Origin of the sequence: Neobacillus terrisolis, from assembly GCF_051233475.1 — a bacterium.
Lineage (GTDB): Bacteria > Bacillota > Bacilli > Bacillales > Cytobacillaceae > Bacillus_BU.
Window position 1 is genome coordinate 49,304 of the sequence record NZ_JBKFGH010000004.1, and the last position, 18,502, is coordinate 67,805.

20 protein-coding genes are annotated in these 18,502 nt (G+C 38.1%); 11 read left to right on the top strand and 9 right to left on the bottom strand.

Features of this window, described 5'->3' with window-relative positions; all coding sequences use genetic code 11:
* Positions 1 to 52: 52 nt before the first annotated feature.
* Complete coding sequence (locus ACI48O_RS02325; protein ID WP_435560091.1) at positions 53 to 976, bottom strand: RluA family pseudouridine synthase; 924 nt, start codon at positions 974 to 976, stop codon at positions 53 to 55.
* 146 nt (positions 977 to 1,122) lie between these two features.
* On the opposite strand from ACI48O_RS02325, the gene ACI48O_RS02330 reads away from it, so the two are divergent.
* Complete coding sequence (locus ACI48O_RS02330) at positions 1,123 to 1,518, top strand: YhcU family protein (protein ID WP_435560092.1); 396 nt, start codon at positions 1,123 to 1,125, stop codon at positions 1,516 to 1,518.
* A 216-nt stretch (positions 1,519 to 1,734) separates the two neighbouring features.
* Here the strand turns inward: ACI48O_RS02330 and ACI48O_RS02335 are convergent, their stop codons facing one another.
* Positions 1,735 to 2,205: a thioredoxin family protein gene (locus ACI48O_RS02335; RefSeq protein WP_435560093.1), complete on the bottom strand. Its 471-nt coding sequence runs from the start codon at positions 2,203 to 2,205 to the stop codon at positions 1,735 to 1,737.
* Positions 2,206 to 2,212: 7 nt separating this feature from the next.
* Positions 2,213 to 2,644: a disulfide oxidoreductase gene (locus ACI48O_RS02340; protein WP_435560094.1), complete on the bottom strand. Its 432-nt coding sequence runs from the start codon at positions 2,642 to 2,644 to the stop codon at positions 2,213 to 2,215.
* A gap of 270 nt (positions 2,645 to 2,914) precedes the next feature.
* Between ACI48O_RS02340 and ACI48O_RS02345 the strand changes: the two genes are divergently transcribed.
* A complete protein-coding gene (locus ACI48O_RS02345; protein WP_435560095.1) occupies positions 2,915 to 4,660 on the top strand; it encodes a phospho-sugar mutase in 1,746 nt (581 codons plus the stop codon).
* 74 nt (positions 4,661 to 4,734) lie between these two features.
* Here ACI48O_RS02345 and ACI48O_RS02350 read toward each other — a convergent pair whose 3' ends face one another.
* Positions 4,735 to 4,989: a YhdB family protein gene (locus ACI48O_RS02350; RefSeq protein WP_435560096.1), complete on the bottom strand. Its 255-nt coding sequence runs from the start codon at positions 4,987 to 4,989 to the stop codon at positions 4,735 to 4,737.
* Positions 4,990 to 5,138: 149 nt separating this feature from the next.
* On the opposite strand from ACI48O_RS02350, the gene ACI48O_RS02355 reads away from it, so the two are divergent.
* The 5 genes from ACI48O_RS02355 (at position 5,139) to uptA (ending at position 11,333) form a co-directional block, all read left to right on the top strand.
* Positions 5,139 to 6,143: a M14 family zinc carboxypeptidase gene (locus tag ACI48O_RS02355; RefSeq protein WP_435560097.1), complete on the top strand. Its 1,005-nt coding sequence runs from the start codon at positions 5,139 to 5,141 to the stop codon at positions 6,141 to 6,143.
* A gap of 114 nt (positions 6,144 to 6,257) precedes the next feature.
* A complete protein-coding gene (locus ACI48O_RS02360; protein ID WP_435560098.1) occupies positions 6,258 to 7,673 on the top strand; it encodes a SpoVR family protein in 1,416 nt (471 codons plus the stop codon).
* 219 nt (positions 7,674 to 7,892) lie between these two features.
* Positions 7,893 to 8,261 (top strand): ArsR/SmtB family transcription factor, encoded by a 369-nt coding sequence (locus ACI48O_RS02365; protein WP_435560099.1) that lies wholly within the window; start codon positions 7,893 to 7,895, stop codon positions 8,259 to 8,261.
* Positions 8,254 to 10,392: a heavy metal translocating P-type ATPase gene (locus ACI48O_RS02370; RefSeq protein WP_435560100.1), complete on the top strand. Its 2,139-nt coding sequence runs from the start codon at positions 8,254 to 8,256 to the stop codon at positions 10,390 to 10,392. The genes ACI48O_RS02365 and ACI48O_RS02370 overlap by 8 nt, the downstream gene beginning before the upstream one ends.
* 326 nt (positions 10,393 to 10,718) lie before the next feature.
* Positions 10,719 to 11,333, top strand: a complete 615-nt coding sequence (gene uptA, locus ACI48O_RS02375; RefSeq protein WP_435560101.1) for an undecaprenyl phosphate transporter UptA — start codon at positions 10,719 to 10,721, stop codon at positions 11,331 to 11,333.
* 64 nt (positions 11,334 to 11,397) lie between these two features.
* On the opposite strand, the gene ACI48O_RS02380 is transcribed toward uptA, so the two are convergent.
* Positions 11,398 to 12,021 carry a sensor histidine kinase gene (locus ACI48O_RS02380; protein ID WP_435560102.1) on the bottom strand — a complete coding sequence of 208 codons (624 nt, stop codon included), beginning with the start codon at positions 12,019 to 12,021 and terminating at the stop codon, positions 11,398 to 11,400.
* Between the two features lie 230 nt (positions 12,022 to 12,251).
* Here ACI48O_RS02380 and ACI48O_RS02385 point away from each other — a divergent pair, with 230 nt between their 5' ends.
* From ACI48O_RS02385 to ACI48O_RS02400, 4 genes are read left to right on the top strand one after another with little or no spacing between them, the layout of a single operon-like run.
* Positions 12,252 to 12,896: an energy-coupling factor ABC transporter permease gene (locus ACI48O_RS02385; protein WP_435560103.1), complete on the top strand. Its 645-nt coding sequence runs from the start codon at positions 12,252 to 12,254 to the stop codon at positions 12,894 to 12,896.
* Positions 12,880 to 13,155, top strand: coding sequence for a PDGLE domain-containing protein (locus tag ACI48O_RS02390; RefSeq protein ID WP_435560104.1), 276 nt, complete (start codon positions 12,880 to 12,882; stop codon positions 13,153 to 13,155). The genes ACI48O_RS02385 and ACI48O_RS02390 overlap by 17 nt, the downstream gene beginning before the upstream one ends.
* Positions 13,152 to 13,853, top strand: a complete 702-nt coding sequence (locus tag ACI48O_RS02395; protein ID WP_435560105.1) for an energy-coupling factor transporter transmembrane component T family protein — start codon at positions 13,152 to 13,154, stop codon at positions 13,851 to 13,853. The genes ACI48O_RS02390 and ACI48O_RS02395 overlap by 4 nt, the downstream gene beginning before the upstream one ends.
* Before the next feature lies 1 nt (position 13,854).
* A complete protein-coding gene (locus ACI48O_RS02400; protein WP_435560106.1) occupies positions 13,855 to 14,670 on the top strand; it encodes an energy-coupling factor ABC transporter ATP-binding protein in 816 nt (271 codons plus the stop codon).
* A gap of 43 nt (positions 14,671 to 14,713) precedes the next feature.
* Here ACI48O_RS02400 and ACI48O_RS02405 read toward each other — a convergent pair whose 3' ends face one another.
* From ACI48O_RS02405 to ACI48O_RS02420, 4 genes are all read right to left on the bottom strand, one after another.
* Entirely contained in the window at positions 14,714 to 16,063 is a 1,350-nt protein-coding gene (locus tag ACI48O_RS02405; RefSeq protein WP_435560107.1) for a hemolysin family protein, read from the bottom strand.
* Positions 16,064 to 16,124: 61 nt separating this feature from the next.
* Complete coding sequence (locus ACI48O_RS02410) at positions 16,125 to 16,526, bottom strand: MerR family transcriptional regulator (RefSeq protein WP_435560400.1); 402 nt, start codon at positions 16,524 to 16,526, stop codon at positions 16,125 to 16,127.
* Between the two features lie 204 nt (positions 16,527 to 16,730).
* Positions 16,731 to 17,288, bottom strand: coding sequence for a GNAT family N-acetyltransferase (locus ACI48O_RS02415; protein ID WP_435560108.1), 558 nt, complete (start codon positions 17,286 to 17,288; stop codon positions 16,731 to 16,733).
* 59 nt (positions 17,289 to 17,347) lie between these two features.
* Positions 17,348 to 18,478 (bottom strand): histidine kinase N-terminal domain-containing protein, encoded by a 1,131-nt coding sequence (locus ACI48O_RS02420; RefSeq protein WP_435560109.1) that lies wholly within the window; start codon positions 18,476 to 18,478, stop codon positions 17,348 to 17,350.
* Positions 18,479 to 18,502 lie beyond the last annotated feature (24 nt).

Consider the following 18,502-nt stretch of genomic DNA (forward strand, 5'->3'; position numbering starts at 1 on the left):
TTGGTCCTTTATTCATTACAGCACTTCTTAATTAGACGGCTTTATTTTTCTATTATCGTTTAATCCATTCTAGACTTTGATCTGGAAAAATGGGCGGTTCGTCTAAAAATGGTGCACGGCATTCAATTTTTTCGTTCGTTAGCGGATGAATAAAGGTAAGCATTGCTGCATGAAGAGCTTGCCTTGAATATCCTGGTTTTCCGCCATATAATAAATCACCGGTCAACGGATGGCCAATACTGCTAAGATGGACCCGAATCTGGTGAGTGCGGCCAGTGTCCAACTTACATTGAATGAGAGTACGGTTTTGATTTGGAAAGGTTTTTAAAACTTGATAATGGGTAACTGCATTTTGCCCTGTAGGGGATACTCTTCGTTTTGTCGGGTGGTGGCGGTCCCGGCCAATCGGCTTTTGAATTGTACCCTTCTTTCCTTTTATCATCCCATCTATGATGGCAAGATAGATCCGACTAATTTCGCGTTGTTCTAACATTCTGTCTAATATCGCCGCAATGAAAGGATACTTAGCAAACAAAATAGCGCCAGTGGTATTTTGGTCTAGCCGATGGATATGCTGAACTTTTCTAAATTCCCCGTTTGCTTGAAGATAGAATGCAACGGCGTTTGCCAATGTATTTACTTCGGTTGGTTCATTAGGGTGAGTATCCATCCCGGCTGGTTTATTGACCACAAGCAAGTGATCATCCTCGTAGAGAATGTCGATATTATGGAAGGAAGGAATTACCCCGAAATCCTTCTCTAAAAAGAATTTAATTTGCAGACGGTCACCGGTGGACATAGGAAAATGCCAATTCGCTTGTTCGCCGTTTAGAAGGACAGCTTTATCGGTTCTTAACTGATGGATTTGCTTTTTGGGTCCGCTCCAAACTTCCCTGAGAAGTTGATCTATTGTAATTTGATTCCATTTGGCAGGGATTATGACCTCAAGCAGTTCCCCTTTCCGGATTATGTTCATTATATTGCCTCCTGTATTATTACGGTTTGACCTCAAATGTTCATGTATAAACCGAAATCGTGGCTATAATTACCACCGTAAAATCCTAGTTTTTTATGCTATTCTTATTTTAACTGAAGAAAAGGTTTTTTAAAGGTGGTTATTACGTGAAGATTGTATTTGCTTCAACTCCCGGACAAGAAGTAAAGGTACAGGAGCTTGTTCAATATTTTTACTCCAATATCTTTCCTCGTTATTTTTCAGATGATGAAATTAAGCAGTTTGAACGCGAAGGCGTATTAAAGCTATCTGGAGATTTTGAAGGCTTTGATACGTTAAGAGATGCCTATCAGGTTATTGCCTGCTTGCAAACTGTTATTTCGATATTAGAGTCAATCGAGCCCCAATGTGAGTATAAATCCATTTTTGATAAAAATGTTAGTATGCTAATGGAAATGGGAATGCATTTTCCGTTTTCGTTTGCTCAATTCAACGATGCCCGCGGGATGAAAGTAGAAATGCTAAGTATCTATAGTTCCGCTGCAAACCAATATTTAATTTAAATGCTTTGTTAAATTTGGCTGTTGATTTCCACTCCAGGTGCTCAGCGACCCAGCGGGGGAGTCCGGGAGCCTCCTCGGCGCTATAGCGCCTGTGGGGTCTCCCGTGACACCTTCTCCCGCAGGAGTCTCGCACCTGCAGCGAAGATCAACAGAGTGCACAAAAGCAACATTCATCTTTAACATTATTTAAAAAATAGAGGCTGACTTGGTCAGCCTCTATTTTTTCGTATTTTCATTAAACCATGCTCGAAAAACTTCTGGTTCATTGTACCCAACAATTCTGGCTACTTCTTTTCCGTTTTTGTATTGAACAAGCGTTGGTGTCGATTCAATTTGATAATCATCCCAGCCTTGTTCAAATTCAAGCAGATTGTATTGGAGCATATCAATGTCCATTTCCTTTGCTAATGGAGCAAGCTCTGGTGTTGTTCGTTGGCAATGCGTACAGGCCGGACTGTAAAAATAAACGGTAACATCTTCCTTATTGTCCAGCTTTTCTTGTAGTTCTTCAGGTAAAATTAGATTTTGATAATTAGGATCGTCAAGCTGTGCGATCGTCTGTGCATCTAAAGTTTCTTTATTATATGGATTATCTTCAGACTTTTCTTTGTTCTTTGCATTGGTCAGGAAGGAAATGGCTCCAAATAAAACGATGATCACAGCTAGAAAAATAATTACTTTCTTCAAACTACTCTTACCCCCTTGTTTTTTTCCAAATAAGAAAACTGCATGAGAAAATTATCACAAATCCAACTAGTGCCAAAAATGGGATCGTCACGAACCCAAACCAATTAATATATTGACCAGTGCAAGGTATCCTGCCACAGCTTACGGCATGATCCGCCATGAACGGAATTTTTTGGAGAGAATAATGATACAAAGAAATACATGCACCGATTGCTGATAACATCATCGTATAAAAGGAAATCTTGTAATCCTTTCTAATGACAGCCGCTCCTAAAATAATCACCATCGGGTACATAAGAATTCTTTGGTACCAGCAAAGTTCGCATGGTTCAAATTTTTGAATCTCTGAAAAAAAAAGACTGCCGAACATGGCGATAACAGAGGTTCCCCAAGCTATAAATAATAGCGATTCACTACTGTTTTTTTCTCCCTTTGTCATGTGAAATTTCTCCTGTCCATATACATTTTCACTAAATTATAGGTCCAATCGCTATTAATTGTAAAATAACTTGTCTTGAATTCAAATATATTCATAGTGAAATAAGGGTTTAGTTTTTTAAATGAAATGGTTGTTTCATTACAGACGGGTTACTATAATGAATACGTGCTGGCACTCGAGAATTGTCACAATTACTCGGAAGGAATTTAAAGGAGTCAGATGGTTTGTAGCGAACATTATACGTGTAATACATAAATTGGAGGTCGTGTAATGGAGTGGAAAGAGAAAGCGGAAAAGTGGTTGAATTTTAAGGAATTGGACCAAGAACTAAGAGGTCAACTTGAGAAAATCCAAAATGATGAAAAAACTCTAGAGGACGCTTTTTATAAAGACTTAGAATTCGGAACGGGTGGTATGAGAGGCGTGATAGGTGCCGGAACGAACCGAATTAACTTATACACAGTCCGAAAAGCATCGGCAGGTTTGGCTGCATACATAGACTTACAAGGCAGTGAAGCAAAGAATCGTGGTGTTGTGATTGCTTACGATTCCCGGCATAAATCACCGGAATTTGCGATGGAAGCTGCTCGGACACTTGCGACACGCGGCATTAAGACGTATGTTTTTTCAGAACTAAGACCAACACCAGAGTTGTCCTTTGCAGTACGTTATCTAAATGCCTATGGTGGAATTGTCATTACGGCAAGCCACAATCCGCCCGAATATAATGGCTATAAAGTGTATGGTCCGGATGGTGGACAACTTCCACCTGATAGCGCTGACCAAGTCATTGCAAAAGTAAATGAAATTGAAAATGAGCTAACCATTGAAGTTGCCGATGAACAAAGCTTGAAAGATAAAGGGCTAATCGTCATCATCAATGAAGAGGTGGACCAAGCCTATTTAGAAAAGTTGGTTACCATTTCTGAGAATCCAACCATTGCGGCTCAATCAGATGTAAAAATCGTCTTCACACCTCTTCATGGGACGGCCAATAAGCCTGCAAGAAATGCTTTGGCGGCAATGGGTTATAAGAATGTAACCATTGTAAAAGAACAGGAGCTGCCTGATCCGGAATTTTCTACAGTAGCCAGTCCAAACCCAGAAGAGCATGCTGCTTTTGCATTGGCGATAAAAGAAGGAGAAAAAATTGGGGCTGATCTTTTAATTGCTACGGACCCAGACGCTGACCGTCTTGGAATTGCCGTGAAAAATGATCAAGGCCAGTATATTGTCCTGACAGGTAATCAAACGGGTGCCCTTTTTCTCGATTATATCCTTTCACAAAAACAAGAAAAAGGAACTCTTCCAGCTAATGGTATTGTTCTTAAAACGATTGTTACCTCTGAAATTGGTAAAACGATTGCGTCATCTTTTGGTCTTACCACTGTTGATGTTCTCACTGGATTTAAGTTCATTGCTGAAAAAATAAATGAGTATGAAACAACTGGTCAATATACATTCTTGTTTGGCTACGAGGAAAGCTACGGCTACTTAATCAGTGAATTTGCTCGTGATAAGGATGCGATTCAAGCTGTTTTATTAGCGGCTGAGGTTTGTGCGTATTATAAGCAAAAGGGAATGTCTTTATATGAGGCGTTACTATCTATATTTGATAAGTATGGCTATTATCGAGAAGGCCTTCGTTCGTTAACATTAAAAGGAAAAGAAGGTACTGAACAAATTCAACAGACACTTGCTGCATTCCGTTCTAATCCATTACAAAGCCTAGGTAATCTAAACGTTGAAACAGCTGAAGATTATTTGCTTAGTATTAGAAAAAATGCCGATGGAAGTCAAGAAACGATTGACCTACCTAAATCAAATGTTATTAAATACCTTTTTGATGATGGATCTTGGGTTTGTCTACGACCATCTGGTACCGAACCGAAAATAAAATTTTATTTTGGTATTAATGATACTTCTCTTGATGCAAGTGTAGAAAAGCTCAAAAAGGTTGAAGAAGATTTTATGGAGCTTGTTGAGAAGAAAATGAACGAGGTTGCAGTACAATAAATTTAATTAGTGAGAAGTCATTTACATTTAACACGGCACCCAGTGGGATGCCGTGTTTTTTGGTGGAATTCAGGTTAATTTAAACTATAAACTTGAGTTTCTAAAACGTATTCAGCTGCTGTTTCATTGGCATGATCAATGTATCGAAGTAATGAGTGTAACTTTTTCTCTATAGAGGCATAGTCATGTTCAAAATGGTAAGCATGTAAGAAATGCTCTATTTTTTTCGACAAGAACTGATCCTTTGTCCGCACCATTAATATTAATAAGTTATCCCATTGTGATCGGTGGGTATAATATAACGCACGGTCATAATCCACTTTATTCAACTTTTTCTCCTCCTTATCAGGAGTTAATTATAGTGTGTGAAATTTCGCTCCAGAATTCTCACTGTAAATGTTGGAGTAGTTGGGACAATTGGTATATACCCGAATAAAATAAAAGCTTCGTGGAAATTTAACATAAAAAGGGGTAGCAGATGAGAAAAAGAATCACATTATCGTTATTGGGCTGGATGTTGTTAATAAATCCGATTGGTTGTTTTGCACAAGTGGTAAATCCTCATCAAGTTTATACTTATGAGCAAATGGAAGAAGATTTGCAATTATTGAAACAAATTTATCCAAATGAGTTATCAATAAAAACGATTGGGCAGAGTCATTTTGGGCGAGAGATATGGGCAGTAAAACTGGGAAAAGGGGAAAAAAATATTCTGCTAATTGGTTCTCACCATGGTCGAGAATGGTTAACCTCTACCCTGTTAATGGCTATGCTTGAGCAATATGTTCACAGCTATCGGGAATCTTCAGAATATGGCCCGTTTTCAATAAAAGTTCTAGATAATGTATCGATTTGGTTTGTTCCAATGTTAAACCCTGATGGGGTTACCATACAGCAAAGTGGATTGGCTGCAGCACCTGTAGGAATGGAAGATGAGTTATTTGAAATGAACGGTTACTCGCTTGATTTTTCAAAGTGGAAAGCAAATGGGGTGGGCATTGATCTAAATCGGCAGTACCCGGCAGGCTGGAATAAACTTAATAAAATCCCAATTCCTTGGTACCAATTTAATAAAGGAGAAAAACCAATTCAAGCGAACGAGGTTAAGGCACTTACCACATTTACTGAACAACTTAAACCTTCTATTGCCATTTCCTATCACACATCAGGCAGGGAAATATTTTGGAAATATAAAAATGGAGTTCATAAAAAGCGCGATAAGCTATTAGCGAAAAAAGTATCCTTACTTACCGGCTATTCTCTAAGTACCCCGTTGAAAAATGCAGTCGGGGGTGGCTTTACCGATTGGTTTATTACTACCTATCATCAGCCGGGAATGACGATTGAGATTAGTCCGTTGGTCGAAGAAACCAATCCGCCTGTTTCTGTTTTTTCTGAAGAATGGAAGCGGAATGAATTAGTTGGAATACTACTGGCAGCGGAAGCTCAAAAAATGGAGATAACACCAGTAAATAATCATTAGCGATCTAAAAACAGCTGGATACATTATTTTTCGAAAGAATCATTCTAAAAGGATTTCATCTTTCCAAACTCTCGTTCATACATTGTGATAAGGACGAAGAAGGGGGAGAGATATTTGAACGAGACGGATCGCAAGGCATTAGAGAATGCGATAGGAGAAATAACCGAAATCGCTAAAGGTTTTGGTCTGGACTATTACCCGATGCGCTATGAAATTTGCCCTTCAGATATTATTTATACTTTTGGTGCATACGGGATGCCAACTAGATTTTCGCATTGGAGCTTTGGAAAACAATTTTATAAAATGAAGCTTCATTATGATTTTGGATTATCAAAAATTTATGAACTGGTAATCAATTCGGATCCATGTTATGCGTTCTTACTCGATTCCAATTCCTTAATTCAAAACAAATTGATTGTGGCACACGTTCTTGCCCATTGTGATTTTTTCAAAAATAATATTCGCTTTCAAAATACAAAACGGGACATGGTTGAAAGTATGGCAGCAACTGCGGATCGAATCCGTAAATATGAGATTCAATATGGAAAGTTAGAAGTAGAAACATTTCTTGATGCGGTTTTGGCGATCGAAGAACATATTGATCCATCGCTAATGAGGCCGAAGCTTGCGTGGTCATTAAATGAGGATACCAATGAGGATAATGCTAAACCTCAGGTTAGTCCATATGATGATTTGTGGAATTTGGATAAAAGTGGGCTAAAAAATGAAGAAACTCCAAAAAAGAATCGGAAATTCCCACCAAAGCCAGAAAAGGATTTGCTGTTGTTTATTGAAAGCTACAGCAGAGAGTTAACGGATTGGCAACGTGACATTCTAACAATGATGCGCGAGGAAATGCTCTACTTCTGGCCGCAGCTTGAAACGAAAATTATGAATGAGGGCTGGGCTTCCTACTGGCATCAACGAATTCTTAGGGAAATGGATCTAACTCCTGGTGAGGCGATTGAATTTGCCAAGCTGAATGCCGGAGTTGTACAGCCTTCGCGTACTGGGATTAATCCATATTATTTGGGTTTGAAGATCCTCGAGGATATAGAGGAACGGTACAATAACCCTGATGAAGAAATGATGAGACGTGGGGTGAAACCTGGATCAGGAAGGGAAAAATTGTTTGAAGTGAGGGAAATTGAGTCTGATATTTCTTTTCTTCGCAATTATTTAACGAAGGATCTTGTTACAAGGGAAGATATGTATTTATTCCAGAAGCAGGGCAAGGATTATAAAATTGTTGATAAACAATGGGAAAATGTTCGTGATCAGCTTGTGAATATGCGGGTGAATGGTGGATTCCCATATATTACGGTTAATGATGGGGATTACTTAAGAAACGGCGAGCTTTACTTAAAGCATTGGTTTGAAGATATTGAACTGGATGTAAAATACTTGGAAAAGGTATTGCCATACATTCAACAGTTATGGGGAAGGCCGGTTCATATGGAAACGATGATTGAGGGAAGAGTGATGCTTTATTCCTATGATGGGAAAGGAATTCACCGGAAGTATTTATAAGGCTCAGAATTCGATATAAAATTACGCGTTAGGACGAGTGAGACAAAGCGTAAAGCAAAGTGACCCAAATATAGAAGGGTCACTTTTTGTGTTGTTTGCAAAAATCAGTAAATAAAAAAGATAATCGGCGAAAAGAAATAAGATATAATTGACAATCAAACGTTTCTTTGAATATCATATACTCAAATGAGTATTTGAATAAGTAATGGGGTGGAATCATTGCGAGAACATGATATTTGTGAAATAACATGTGTTGATGAAGAGAAAGTAAACCGTGTTCGTACTGCATTAAGTGAGCAAAATACCCCTGCGGTGGCTAAAATTTTCAAAGCCCTTTCCGATGAAACAAGAATAAAAATTGCTGCTGCATTGTCTAGTGAAGATGAACTTTGTGTGTGTGATGTGGCAAATATAATTGGTTCATCGGTTGCGACTGCTTCACATCACCTGCGTCTGCTACGAGACTTAGGGATTGCAAAATATCGTAAAAAAGGGAAATTGGTCTTCTATTCCATAGATGATGACCATGTCAAGCAATTGATTCATTTAGCATTTGCACATCAACAGGAGGTGGCGGATCGTGGCTGATACTGTGGAGCAACAATCACCAAAAACTGTCTATCGCGTTCAAGGTTTTTCTTGAGCAAGCTGTGCTGCAAAGTTCGAAAAGAACGTTAAACACCTGGATGGTGTTTCTGATGCAAGTGTAAATTTTGCCGCTGCCAAGCTTACAGTGTATGGACATACTTCGCTTGAAGAACTTGAGAAAGCTGGCGCTTTTGAGAATTTAAAAATCATGCCTGAAAAACAGGTTCACATCGAGCAAAAGAAAGAACCTTTTTTTAAAGTTTATTCTAAAATAATTGCTTCGCTCCTGTTCATCATGATTGGGTATACTTCGCAAATGATTAGTGGCGAGGATAGCACTCAAACGATCTTATCTTTTTTGATTGCGATAGTCATTGGTGGTTACTCCTTATTTAAATCAGGACTTCAAAACTTGTTCCGCTTTGAATTTGATATGCGTACCTTGATGACCATAGCTATAATTGGTGCAGCATTCATCGGTGAGTGGAGTGAAGGGGCCGTTGTCGTCATCTTGTTTGCGATCAGTGAGGCGTTGGAACGATATTCGATGGACAAAGCCCGGGCTTCAATCCGCTCTTTAATGGATATTGCTCCAAAGGAAGCTTCTATACGCCGAGATGGCGTGGAAATGCTAATAGGCGTTGAGGATATTGAGATTGGCGATATTATGATTATTAGGCCTGGTCAGAAAATCGCAATGGATGGAGTGGTTGTCAAAGGAATTTCTACGGTTAATCAGGCGACCATTACCGGTGAATCTGTTCCGGTATCTAAAACAATCGCTGATGAAGTATTTGCTGGAACGCTGAATGAAGAAGGAATCCTCGAAGTCGAGGTCACGAAGCATGTTGACGACACGACCATTGCTAAAATCATTCATTTAGTAGAGGAAGCACAGGCAAAACGTGCTCCATCTCAAGCATTTGTTGATCTATTTGCAAAATATTACACTCCGGTGATTATCTTGGTGGCATTAGCAGTTGCTGTACTTCCACCATTATTGACTGAGGCTGATTGGGTGAAATCGATTTATCAAGGATTATCTGTATTAGTGGTGGGCTGTCCTTGTGCACTCGTGATATCAACCCCAGTATCGATTGTAACGGCAATCGGCAACGCAGCCAGGAACGGAGTTTTGATAAAGGGCGGTATCTTCTTAGAGGAAACTGGGGCACTGAAAGCAATTGCTTTTGATAAGACTGGAACGTTGACAAAAGGAGTTCCTGTGGTCACTGATTTTAAAGGGTATACTGATATGGATGAGCGCACATTGTTTTCTCTTCTGGCTACTCTAGAATACCAGTCCCATCACCCTCTCGCTTCGGCAATTGTAACAAAAGCCGAACAACAGGAAATTGAGTTTAAGAATATTCAGGTTGATGAGTTTGTTTCTTTAACAGGAAAAGGAATTAAGGGAATGATTGAAGGTATTACCTATTATGTAGGCAGTCCAAAACTATTTGAAGAATTATATGAAAAAGCTATTTCAGAGAATATAAAGGCTGAAATTGAAACGTTCCAAAACCAGGGGAAAACCGTCATGGTCATTGGAGATGCTTCACACATACTAGGAATTGTAGCTGTTGCGGATGAGGTACGAGAAAGCAGCCGCGAAATCATTCAGAAATTACACTCACTTGGGATTAAGAAAACGATTATGCTTACCGGTGACAACAGGGCAACGGGAAAGGCGATTGGCGAAGCGGTCGGCGTAATGGATGTAGCAGCAGAACTACTCCCTCAGGATAAGTTAGTTTATATAAATAAGCTTAGAGCAGATTACGGAAAGGTAGCAATGGTTGGTGATGGAGTGAACGATGCACCGGCGTTAGCTGCCGCATCAGTCGGTGTAGCAATGGGGGGAGCGGGCACAGACACCGCGTTAGAAACAGCTGATATTGCTCTAATGGGCGATGATTTGCACAAACTCCCGTTTACCGTTAAGCTTAGCCGAAAAGCGTTAATGATTATTAAGCAGAACATAACTTTTTCCTTGGGAATCAAGCTCCTTGCCCTCCTATTAGTCATTCCCGGATGGCTGACGCTTTGGATTGCGATTATTGCTGACATGGGAGCAACACTGATTGTCACGTTAAATGGTCTACGTCTTCTAAGCGTAAAAGATGAATAAACTGTGGGCTTCCCGCTAACAATGGGAAGCCTGATTACTTTTAATTTTTGGCTGTGTTAAAGAACAATGTTGATTTTCAGCACTCTGTTGATTGGAGAGGAAGGTGCGAGACTCCTGCGGGAGAAGGTGTCACGGGAGACCCCACAGGCGCTATGCGCCGAGGAGGCTCCAGGACTCCCCCTAAGGTGCGGGAGCACCTGGAACGGAAATCAACAGCCAAATGTAATAAAGCCTTAATTTTTCATTCTTAAGTTGCAGTTACGTTATTCGAGTTGTAAACTGAACATATTGGAATTTAATCATAAAGAAAAATAACAGGTGATGGAATGAAAGACTTTGTTTTAGCTATTTTAATGGCATTAACAGATTTAGGTTATCTTGGGATAGCCATTGGCTTAATGATTGAGGTCATACCAAGTGAAATCGTACTAGGGTATGGCGGGTATATGATTTCATTAGGGAAGATATCCTGGTTTGGGGCTGTAATAGCAGGTACGATTGGTGGTACCTTAGCACAATTATTTCTTTATTGGCTAGGCTATTACGGTGGGAGACCGTTTCTTGAAAAATACGGCAAGTATATTTTGATTAAAAAAAAGCAAATCGATTTATCTGAACAATGGTTTGAGAAATATGGAACAGGAGTCATATTTTCAGCCCGGTTCATTCCGGTTGTTCGCCATGCTATCTCTATTCCTGCAGGTATTGCTAAGATGTCACCTGTTAAATTTACCGTATATACAGTGGCCGCAATTATTCCTTGGACAATTCTATTTTTATATCTTGGGACTGTTTTGGGAGAAAACTGGGCGGATATTAAAGAATTTGCTCAACCGTATATTATGCCAGCGATCGTGGCAGCTTTATTACTAGGGGTTGTTTATTACTTTATAAAGAGAAGGGGTTCAGTAAATCCCGATACAATTAATGAAAATTCCTAAAGCTTTTTTCTACAGATAAAAAGAGGCAGATTCGAATGAATCTGCCTCTTCTATCGTTTCTCGATTAAACTTTTAATTCGGCTGCTTTTGGGATGATCACTGAAAATATCGTTCCTCTTCCTAATTCGCTGGCCACTTCAATTTTTCCGCTCATTGATCCGATTAAATTATAAGAAACCGCGATATCGGGCTCCTCTACATTATTTTTTGTGGTGTGAATAGGTTTCCCAAGCAGCTTTAATTGGTCTTTTGTTAAACCTTTTCCATTGTCCTCAATGACAATTAAAATGGAGGACAACATTTCATGGACGGCAATTTCAATAGACCCTTTTTGCGATGATTCAAAACCATTTTTTACAAGATTGGTTAATGCCTTTTGAAAATTATTTTTATCAGCCTTTATGAAAACTTGGTTTTCTAAAGTAGAAAAATAATTGATTTCAATATTATAATTTTTCGCAAAGGAATAGAGCGACGCAATTAAAAAATTCAGTTCCTCATTAACGTCCAATAAGCTATGTTCACTTTTGTTTGTGGGAATAAACTTTTTCAATAAAAAATAAAACATACTAATAAAAATCGAAACACTTGCTACTAAATAAACCCCGATTCCCCCTATTATTAATCGGTATATGAGTGTTAAGATAGAGAGGGAAACACCTATTCTCAAATAAATATTTCCAGTCAATTATCATAACCTCCTTTATAAATTTGGAGTTGATAAAAATATTATAGGGAAAAGAAAACAGTTTGTCTGTCAACTTTGTCACAAAGTTGTTAAATAAATTACCAAAAAAGTTCATAGGATTAAGATTTTTTTATTAGATACCCACAAAAAAGATTGTCTATCCGTTAATTAATTTTTTCTTAGGGAATGTTTACATAAAAAAATTGAATTTCATCTATGGGGGAGATCGCATGCATATTCCTGATGGAATATTAAGCCCAATGGTCTTAGGTTCGTCGGCAATCGTTTCTGTAACAGTTTTAAGTGTTGGAGTGAAGAAGGTAAAGCATTCATTGGCACAATCAGCTATACCAGTGATGGGAGTATTGGCTGCGTTTATTTTTGCATCACAAATGGTGAACTTTCCACTACTGGGAGCTGCTGCTTCAGGTCACCTAATCGGAGGGGCTTTGGCGGCTATCTTGTTTGGATTTTGGCCTGCAACAATCGTGATGACGACGGTCGTCTCGATTCAAGCATTTTTATTTCAGGATGGGGGAATCACAGCTTTAGGAGTCAATATTTTAAATATGGCCATCCTTGCCCCTTTTGCTGCATGGATTACATATAAGCTGCTCCGAAAGCTTCCGATAAAAAATAACATTTCAATATTTTTAAGTTCTTGGGTATCCGTAATGGTCACAGCCATTGTCGCAGCGCTTCAACTTGGAATTTCAGGTGTAGTAGACTATGGATTAGCGCTAAAAACGTTAATGTTTTGGCATGCATTTATTGGAATCGGAGAAGGGTTAATCACCGCTTCAATTATGCCATTTGTATTACGTTCCTCTTTTGATTTAAAAAGAAGGGAGTATGCAAATGATGAAACCTGTTAAAATTTGGATGATCATTTCACTTATTGTTGCCGGAGTCTTTTCTTTATTTGCATCAAGTTTACCTGATGGTTATGAAAAAGCGGGAGAGCAGCTTGGGTATATTGAAAAAGCTACTACTTTTTTTAGAGCGCCATTTCCTGATTATCAGCTTCCGGGGATGAGTGGAGGGCTTTCAGGAAGTATAAGTGGAGTACTCGGCGTTTTGCTTACCTTTTTGATCTTTATTGGAATTGGCAGCTTATTGGGGAAAAAGAAATGATGGTAATATCCCTTCCACCAACAAAGGTGCGTTTTGTGGTAGGTTTTCTGATGATTTGTGCCGCGGTGACAGTTGAAAACATTACAGTCATTCTGATCAATTTTTTATTGGCACAGATCCTTCTTCGTGTTTATCATATCCCGTATCGTTTTCAATGGGAAAAGCTCAAACCTCTGTTGTTTTTTTTCCTATTTGTCGGTATTTTTTTTCCGCTAACAATGGGATTTCAAGGGTTTTTAAAAGCAGCTATTTATAGTGGAAGATTGATTTTTGTCGCTCAAATACTAGCATATATTCTTTATAAAACTTCAAATCAAGAGTTTCTTCGTTCTCTTTATCAATTAAAGATTCCAACAATTTTCATTGAAATGATCCACTTTACGTTAAGGTTTATGGATGTGTTTGTCGCCGAAATAAAAAGAATGAAGTTAAGCTTGAAGAGTAAAGGGTTCTTTATAGGAAAATGGTTTAATTATAAAAAATATGCAGTGCTTGGGAGTTTATTAGGAAGTATGCTGAGGCGTTCAATCCAACGATCTGAGCGTATTTATTTAGGTATGCGAAGCAGGGGATTCACTGAAAGCATCATTCAGTATGAACATGAACAGATTTCAGTTAGGTATTGGTTACATACAGCACCATGGTTTATCACGATGGTAGTGATTCAGATTTTGACTAAGATTTGGGGGAAAGGCTGAATTGAATATATTTACTTTACGTAACATTACATATGGATATGATCCTGAAAACCCAATCTTAAAAAACCTTTCCTTTGATATAAAAAAAGGAAAAAAGACGGCAATCGTTGGAGCAAATGGAGCGGGGAAATCAACAATTTTGTTTCATTTAAATGGCTTGTATACAGCTAATTCAGGGGAGATCGCCTTCAATGGGCAAATCGTGAATCGCCGGATTCAAAAAGAAATGGTCCGAAACGTAGGTGTGGTTTTTCAAGATCCAGATGATCAAATTCTTTCATTAACGGTAAGAGAAGATATTGAATTTGGGCCATACCAAATGGGCTTTAACAGTGAAGCGGTGAAGCAGAAGGTCGATAAGTATCTAAAACTATTGAATATTGAACATTTAGCAGAGCGAAATCCGTCTGAGCTGAGCTATGGTCAAAAAAAGCATGTTGCGATTGCCGGGGTCCTTGCGATGGAGACAGAGGTTTTTATTTTAGACGAGCCAATGGCATTTCTTGACCCGAAAGGAAAAGAGCAAATGCACTCTATTTTACAAGTTTTACAAACTGAAGGGAAAACGGTTGTTGTCGCATCGCATGACATGCAATTTGTAGCGGAATGGGCAGATGAAGTAATTGTGATTCATGAGGGTGAATGTTTAGGGTGTTTTACTCCAAATGAATTGTTTCTAAATGAGGATATTATTCAAAAAGCGCGCTTAACACTACCAATCGTATTCCAAATAATGAAGGATATTTGGAAAGGGAAACTGGCCGAAATTCCAATCAAACTTGAAGATGCTAAAGCGTGGCTGAAGGAAAATCTATAAAATAATGGTAATAAAAAGGCTGACTTAGTGTCAGCCTTTTGCTTTAGTATATAACTTCGGATTTGGTTATTGGCAGTGAATGAATCATTTCTTCAACAGGAACTATTTTTGAAACTTCTACATACTTAATATGATGTTCTTCCATTTCCTGTATTTTGAATGAATATTGCTCAAACTGTACACTATCGCCTTCCTTGGCTTCATAGTTTTCTGTAAGGATCCAGCCCCCGATTGTATCGACATCCTCATCGTTAATTTCAAGTCCTAATAAATCGTTGACTTCACTTACTAGCACTTTAGCATCGATAATATAGTGATCATCTTTAATTTTGCGAACCATCGGTACTTCATCCATATCAAATTCATCCCGAATCTCTCCAACTATTTCCTCTAGGATATCTTCAACTGTAACGAGACCGGACGTTCCTCCATATTCATCCATTAAAATGGCTAAATGGATACGCTCTTTCTGCATTTTTACAAGTAAATCATGAATTGGTATGGAGTCGATAACCCTAATAATAGGACGGATATAGGATTCAAGAGTACGGATTGAGCTTTCCTGATTTGAAATAATATCGGTCATAATTTCTTTTATATTAACCATCCCAATAATATGGTCTTTGTCACCATCGATAATCGGATATCGAGTAAATTTTTCAATTTGAGCAACCTTCAAAAACGTTTCGAGCGTATCATTTTTTGATAGTGAAATAATTTCCGTTCTAGGGACCATTATTTCCTTGGCAATGCGGTTGTCAAATTCAAATATTTTATTTACATACTTAAACTCTGATTGGTTAATTTCACCACTTTTATAGCTTTCCGACAAAATAATACGAAGTTCTTCTTCGGTATGAGCCAATTCATGTTCAGAAACCTGTTTCAAGCCGAACATATTTGTTGTGATTCGAGCTGCACCGTTAAGAGCCCAAATAAACGGATACATCACTTTATAGAACATGATGAGGGGTCTTGCGGTAGCTAAGCTGACAAATTCGGCTTTTTGAATGGCTAATGTTTTAGGGGCTAACTCTCCAACGACAACATGTAGAAACGTTACTACTGCAAAGGCAATAACGAGTGAGATTACCTGAGTAATAGAGCTAGGAATATTGATACCCTGTAATAATGGTTTAATTAGGTGCTCAACTGTCGGCTCTCCAAGCCAACCAAGTCCGAGAGCCGTAATCGTTATCCCGAGCTGACAGGCAGATAAATACTCATCTAAATTGGAGATGATTTTCTTAGCAACAATTGCATTCTTGTTTCCTTCATCAATCAATTGGTCAATTCGAGAACTCCTAATCCTTATTATGGCAAATTCACTTGCCACAAAAAATGCCGTTAAAGCAATTAAAATGGCTATTAAAACCAAGTTTAATATGTCCAAATAATTTCCCTTAGCTCGTTTATATTACGAGTAAGGTGTCACCTCCCAGTTAGTAAAAAAATTAACTTGTTAAACTCAAAAGGGATTTCATTAAAGCTGAACCCTCGACGGTGAGTTTTTTCGATAAGTCATTTTTTTGGTGCTCCTCCAGCTGCTCGATTAACGGTAATATGGCCGATATTTCCGTACGAAGCTGTTGAATTTGTTTCGTAACCTCGCTTATATGCTTTTCAACCTCGGAGCTTTCGATCACTTTTGATTTATTTAAGTCTAGTTTTCTCTTAATCTCTTCCAAGGGAAGATGTATTCTTTTGCATTCTTCAATAAACTTTAAATCAGTTAATGCCTGATCACTATACATTCGATAATTTGATTTCGAACGCTCTGCTTTTAAGATTCCAAGACTTGTATAATAATCAATTGTTCGTTTAGAAACATTCGCGAGAAGCGCTAGTTCGCCGATACGATAGAATGTCCCATCATATCACCCCAATAAAAGTAAATTATTTTATATTATAGTAGAAGATAAACCATACAGTCAAACGTTATACTTGGTAAAATGGTGGTTATCTATAGTTTATGATAATAAGAAATGAATATGATTTCAGGTTTTAAAAAAAGTATATGAAAAAGCACCGGTGTGTTGCCCGATGCTCGCCACATTTGTTTATATTGTGTTAATTGCTTTAGACCATTCCTTAGCTAGCATGCTATATACAATTAAATTGTGAAAGGAATAATATAATCGCTCCCCATCCCTGATAATTCCTTCTTTTGTAAATCCAAGCCTTTCAGGAATCGCCCTGCTTTTATGGTTTTTTTGACCACATCGTATTTCAATTCGATTTAAACCGAGCTCATAAAAAGCGTAGTTGATAAGGGCATGGACGGATCTTGTCATAATCCCATGGCCTTGTGCGTTACGAGCCAAATAATATCCTAAACTAGTTTGAGAATTGTGCCAATCCATTTGATGAAATCCGATTGACCCCACCAACGCCCCCTTATAGCGAATACCTGCATTAAAACCATCATTCTCTGCAAATTGTTTTAGCCACATAGGGATGATGGTATGGTATTGAATGGGGGAGGTCATATTATTAACCCAAGGAAGCCACATTTTTAAATGGTCACGATTTTGATCCACCAAATAAAATAATTCTTCCGCATGCTGGATTTGAAACAACTGGAGTTCAATCTCCTGGTCAACTTTTAAAGTAAACATAAGCAGCTCCTTTTTCTCAGATTAGAAGTTAAAAAGGAATAAACCACTATGGGATTGTGTTAATTATTTGCAATAGGTAAAGTAATAATGAAGTTTGTTTGATCTGGGATGGATTGGCATGTGAGTGCCCCTTTATGCTTTTCAATAATTTCACGGCAAACAAATAGCCCAAGACCTGTACCGAGTTTTTTTGTGGTGACAAATGGCTCGAAAATAGTGTTTAGTTGTGGTTCAGGAATCATCGGTCCATTATTTGAAACAAGTATTTTGACTTGGTTATTATCCAATTTTGAGCATTTTATTTGGATGGTAGGATCGCTGCGATATTGGCTGAGTACATCCAATGCATTAAAAATAATATTGATGAATACTTGTCGTATTTCATCGCAATATCCGTAAAGCTCGATTTCTCCCTCCAAATTTAAATTATTGAGGACCTTTACTTTACTGTCCAATATACTTGGATACAGAAAAGTTAATACTTCCTCAACTAGTTCATTTAGGGAAAAGATTGTTTTTTCCTTTCCAATGACTTCTTTTTTTGAGAGTAGTAGAAACTGAGAAATTCTAAAGTTCAATTGCTCCAATTCACTTGAGATAATATCCAGGTATTTCATATCCTGATATTCTGACTTTAAAAGCTGGATAAAACCTTGAATGGATGTAAGAGGATTGCGGAATTCATGAACAAAGCTTGAAGTCATTTGTCCAAGCAGTGTAAGACGATCTTGGTGAGTGGAATCGATAAACTGATTTTTTTCCTCGATTATCTTATCCTTTTCCTCGGTGTAATAGGATACGGCATAATAAGTGAAAACATCAAAAAAATCGTTTACTTCATTTATAATTTTTGATAGCTCATCCCATTCCAATTGCATTTTCATAATAAATTGAAATAAAACGGATCTACCAACATTTACATTATAAACAAAATCTCCGATATTGCTGTTTACTCGAACTCGTTCTTCGCCAACCTTGGTGGCAACCATGCGCATGTAGCAATCAAGGTCTTCCCCCGACTTGGTGAGCATATTAACAATGATATGATAAATGACTTCCCGGTTCTTTCGAACAATCTCTTTAAAGGAATCTCCGGTTGAAACAAGAATTCTATTTTCCCATTCATTAAAAATATTATTCTTTTGATCGACTAAAAAGTCGAGTAGTCTTTTTTTTGGTGCAGCTATCATTTTATTGTCTCACCCATTCTTCCT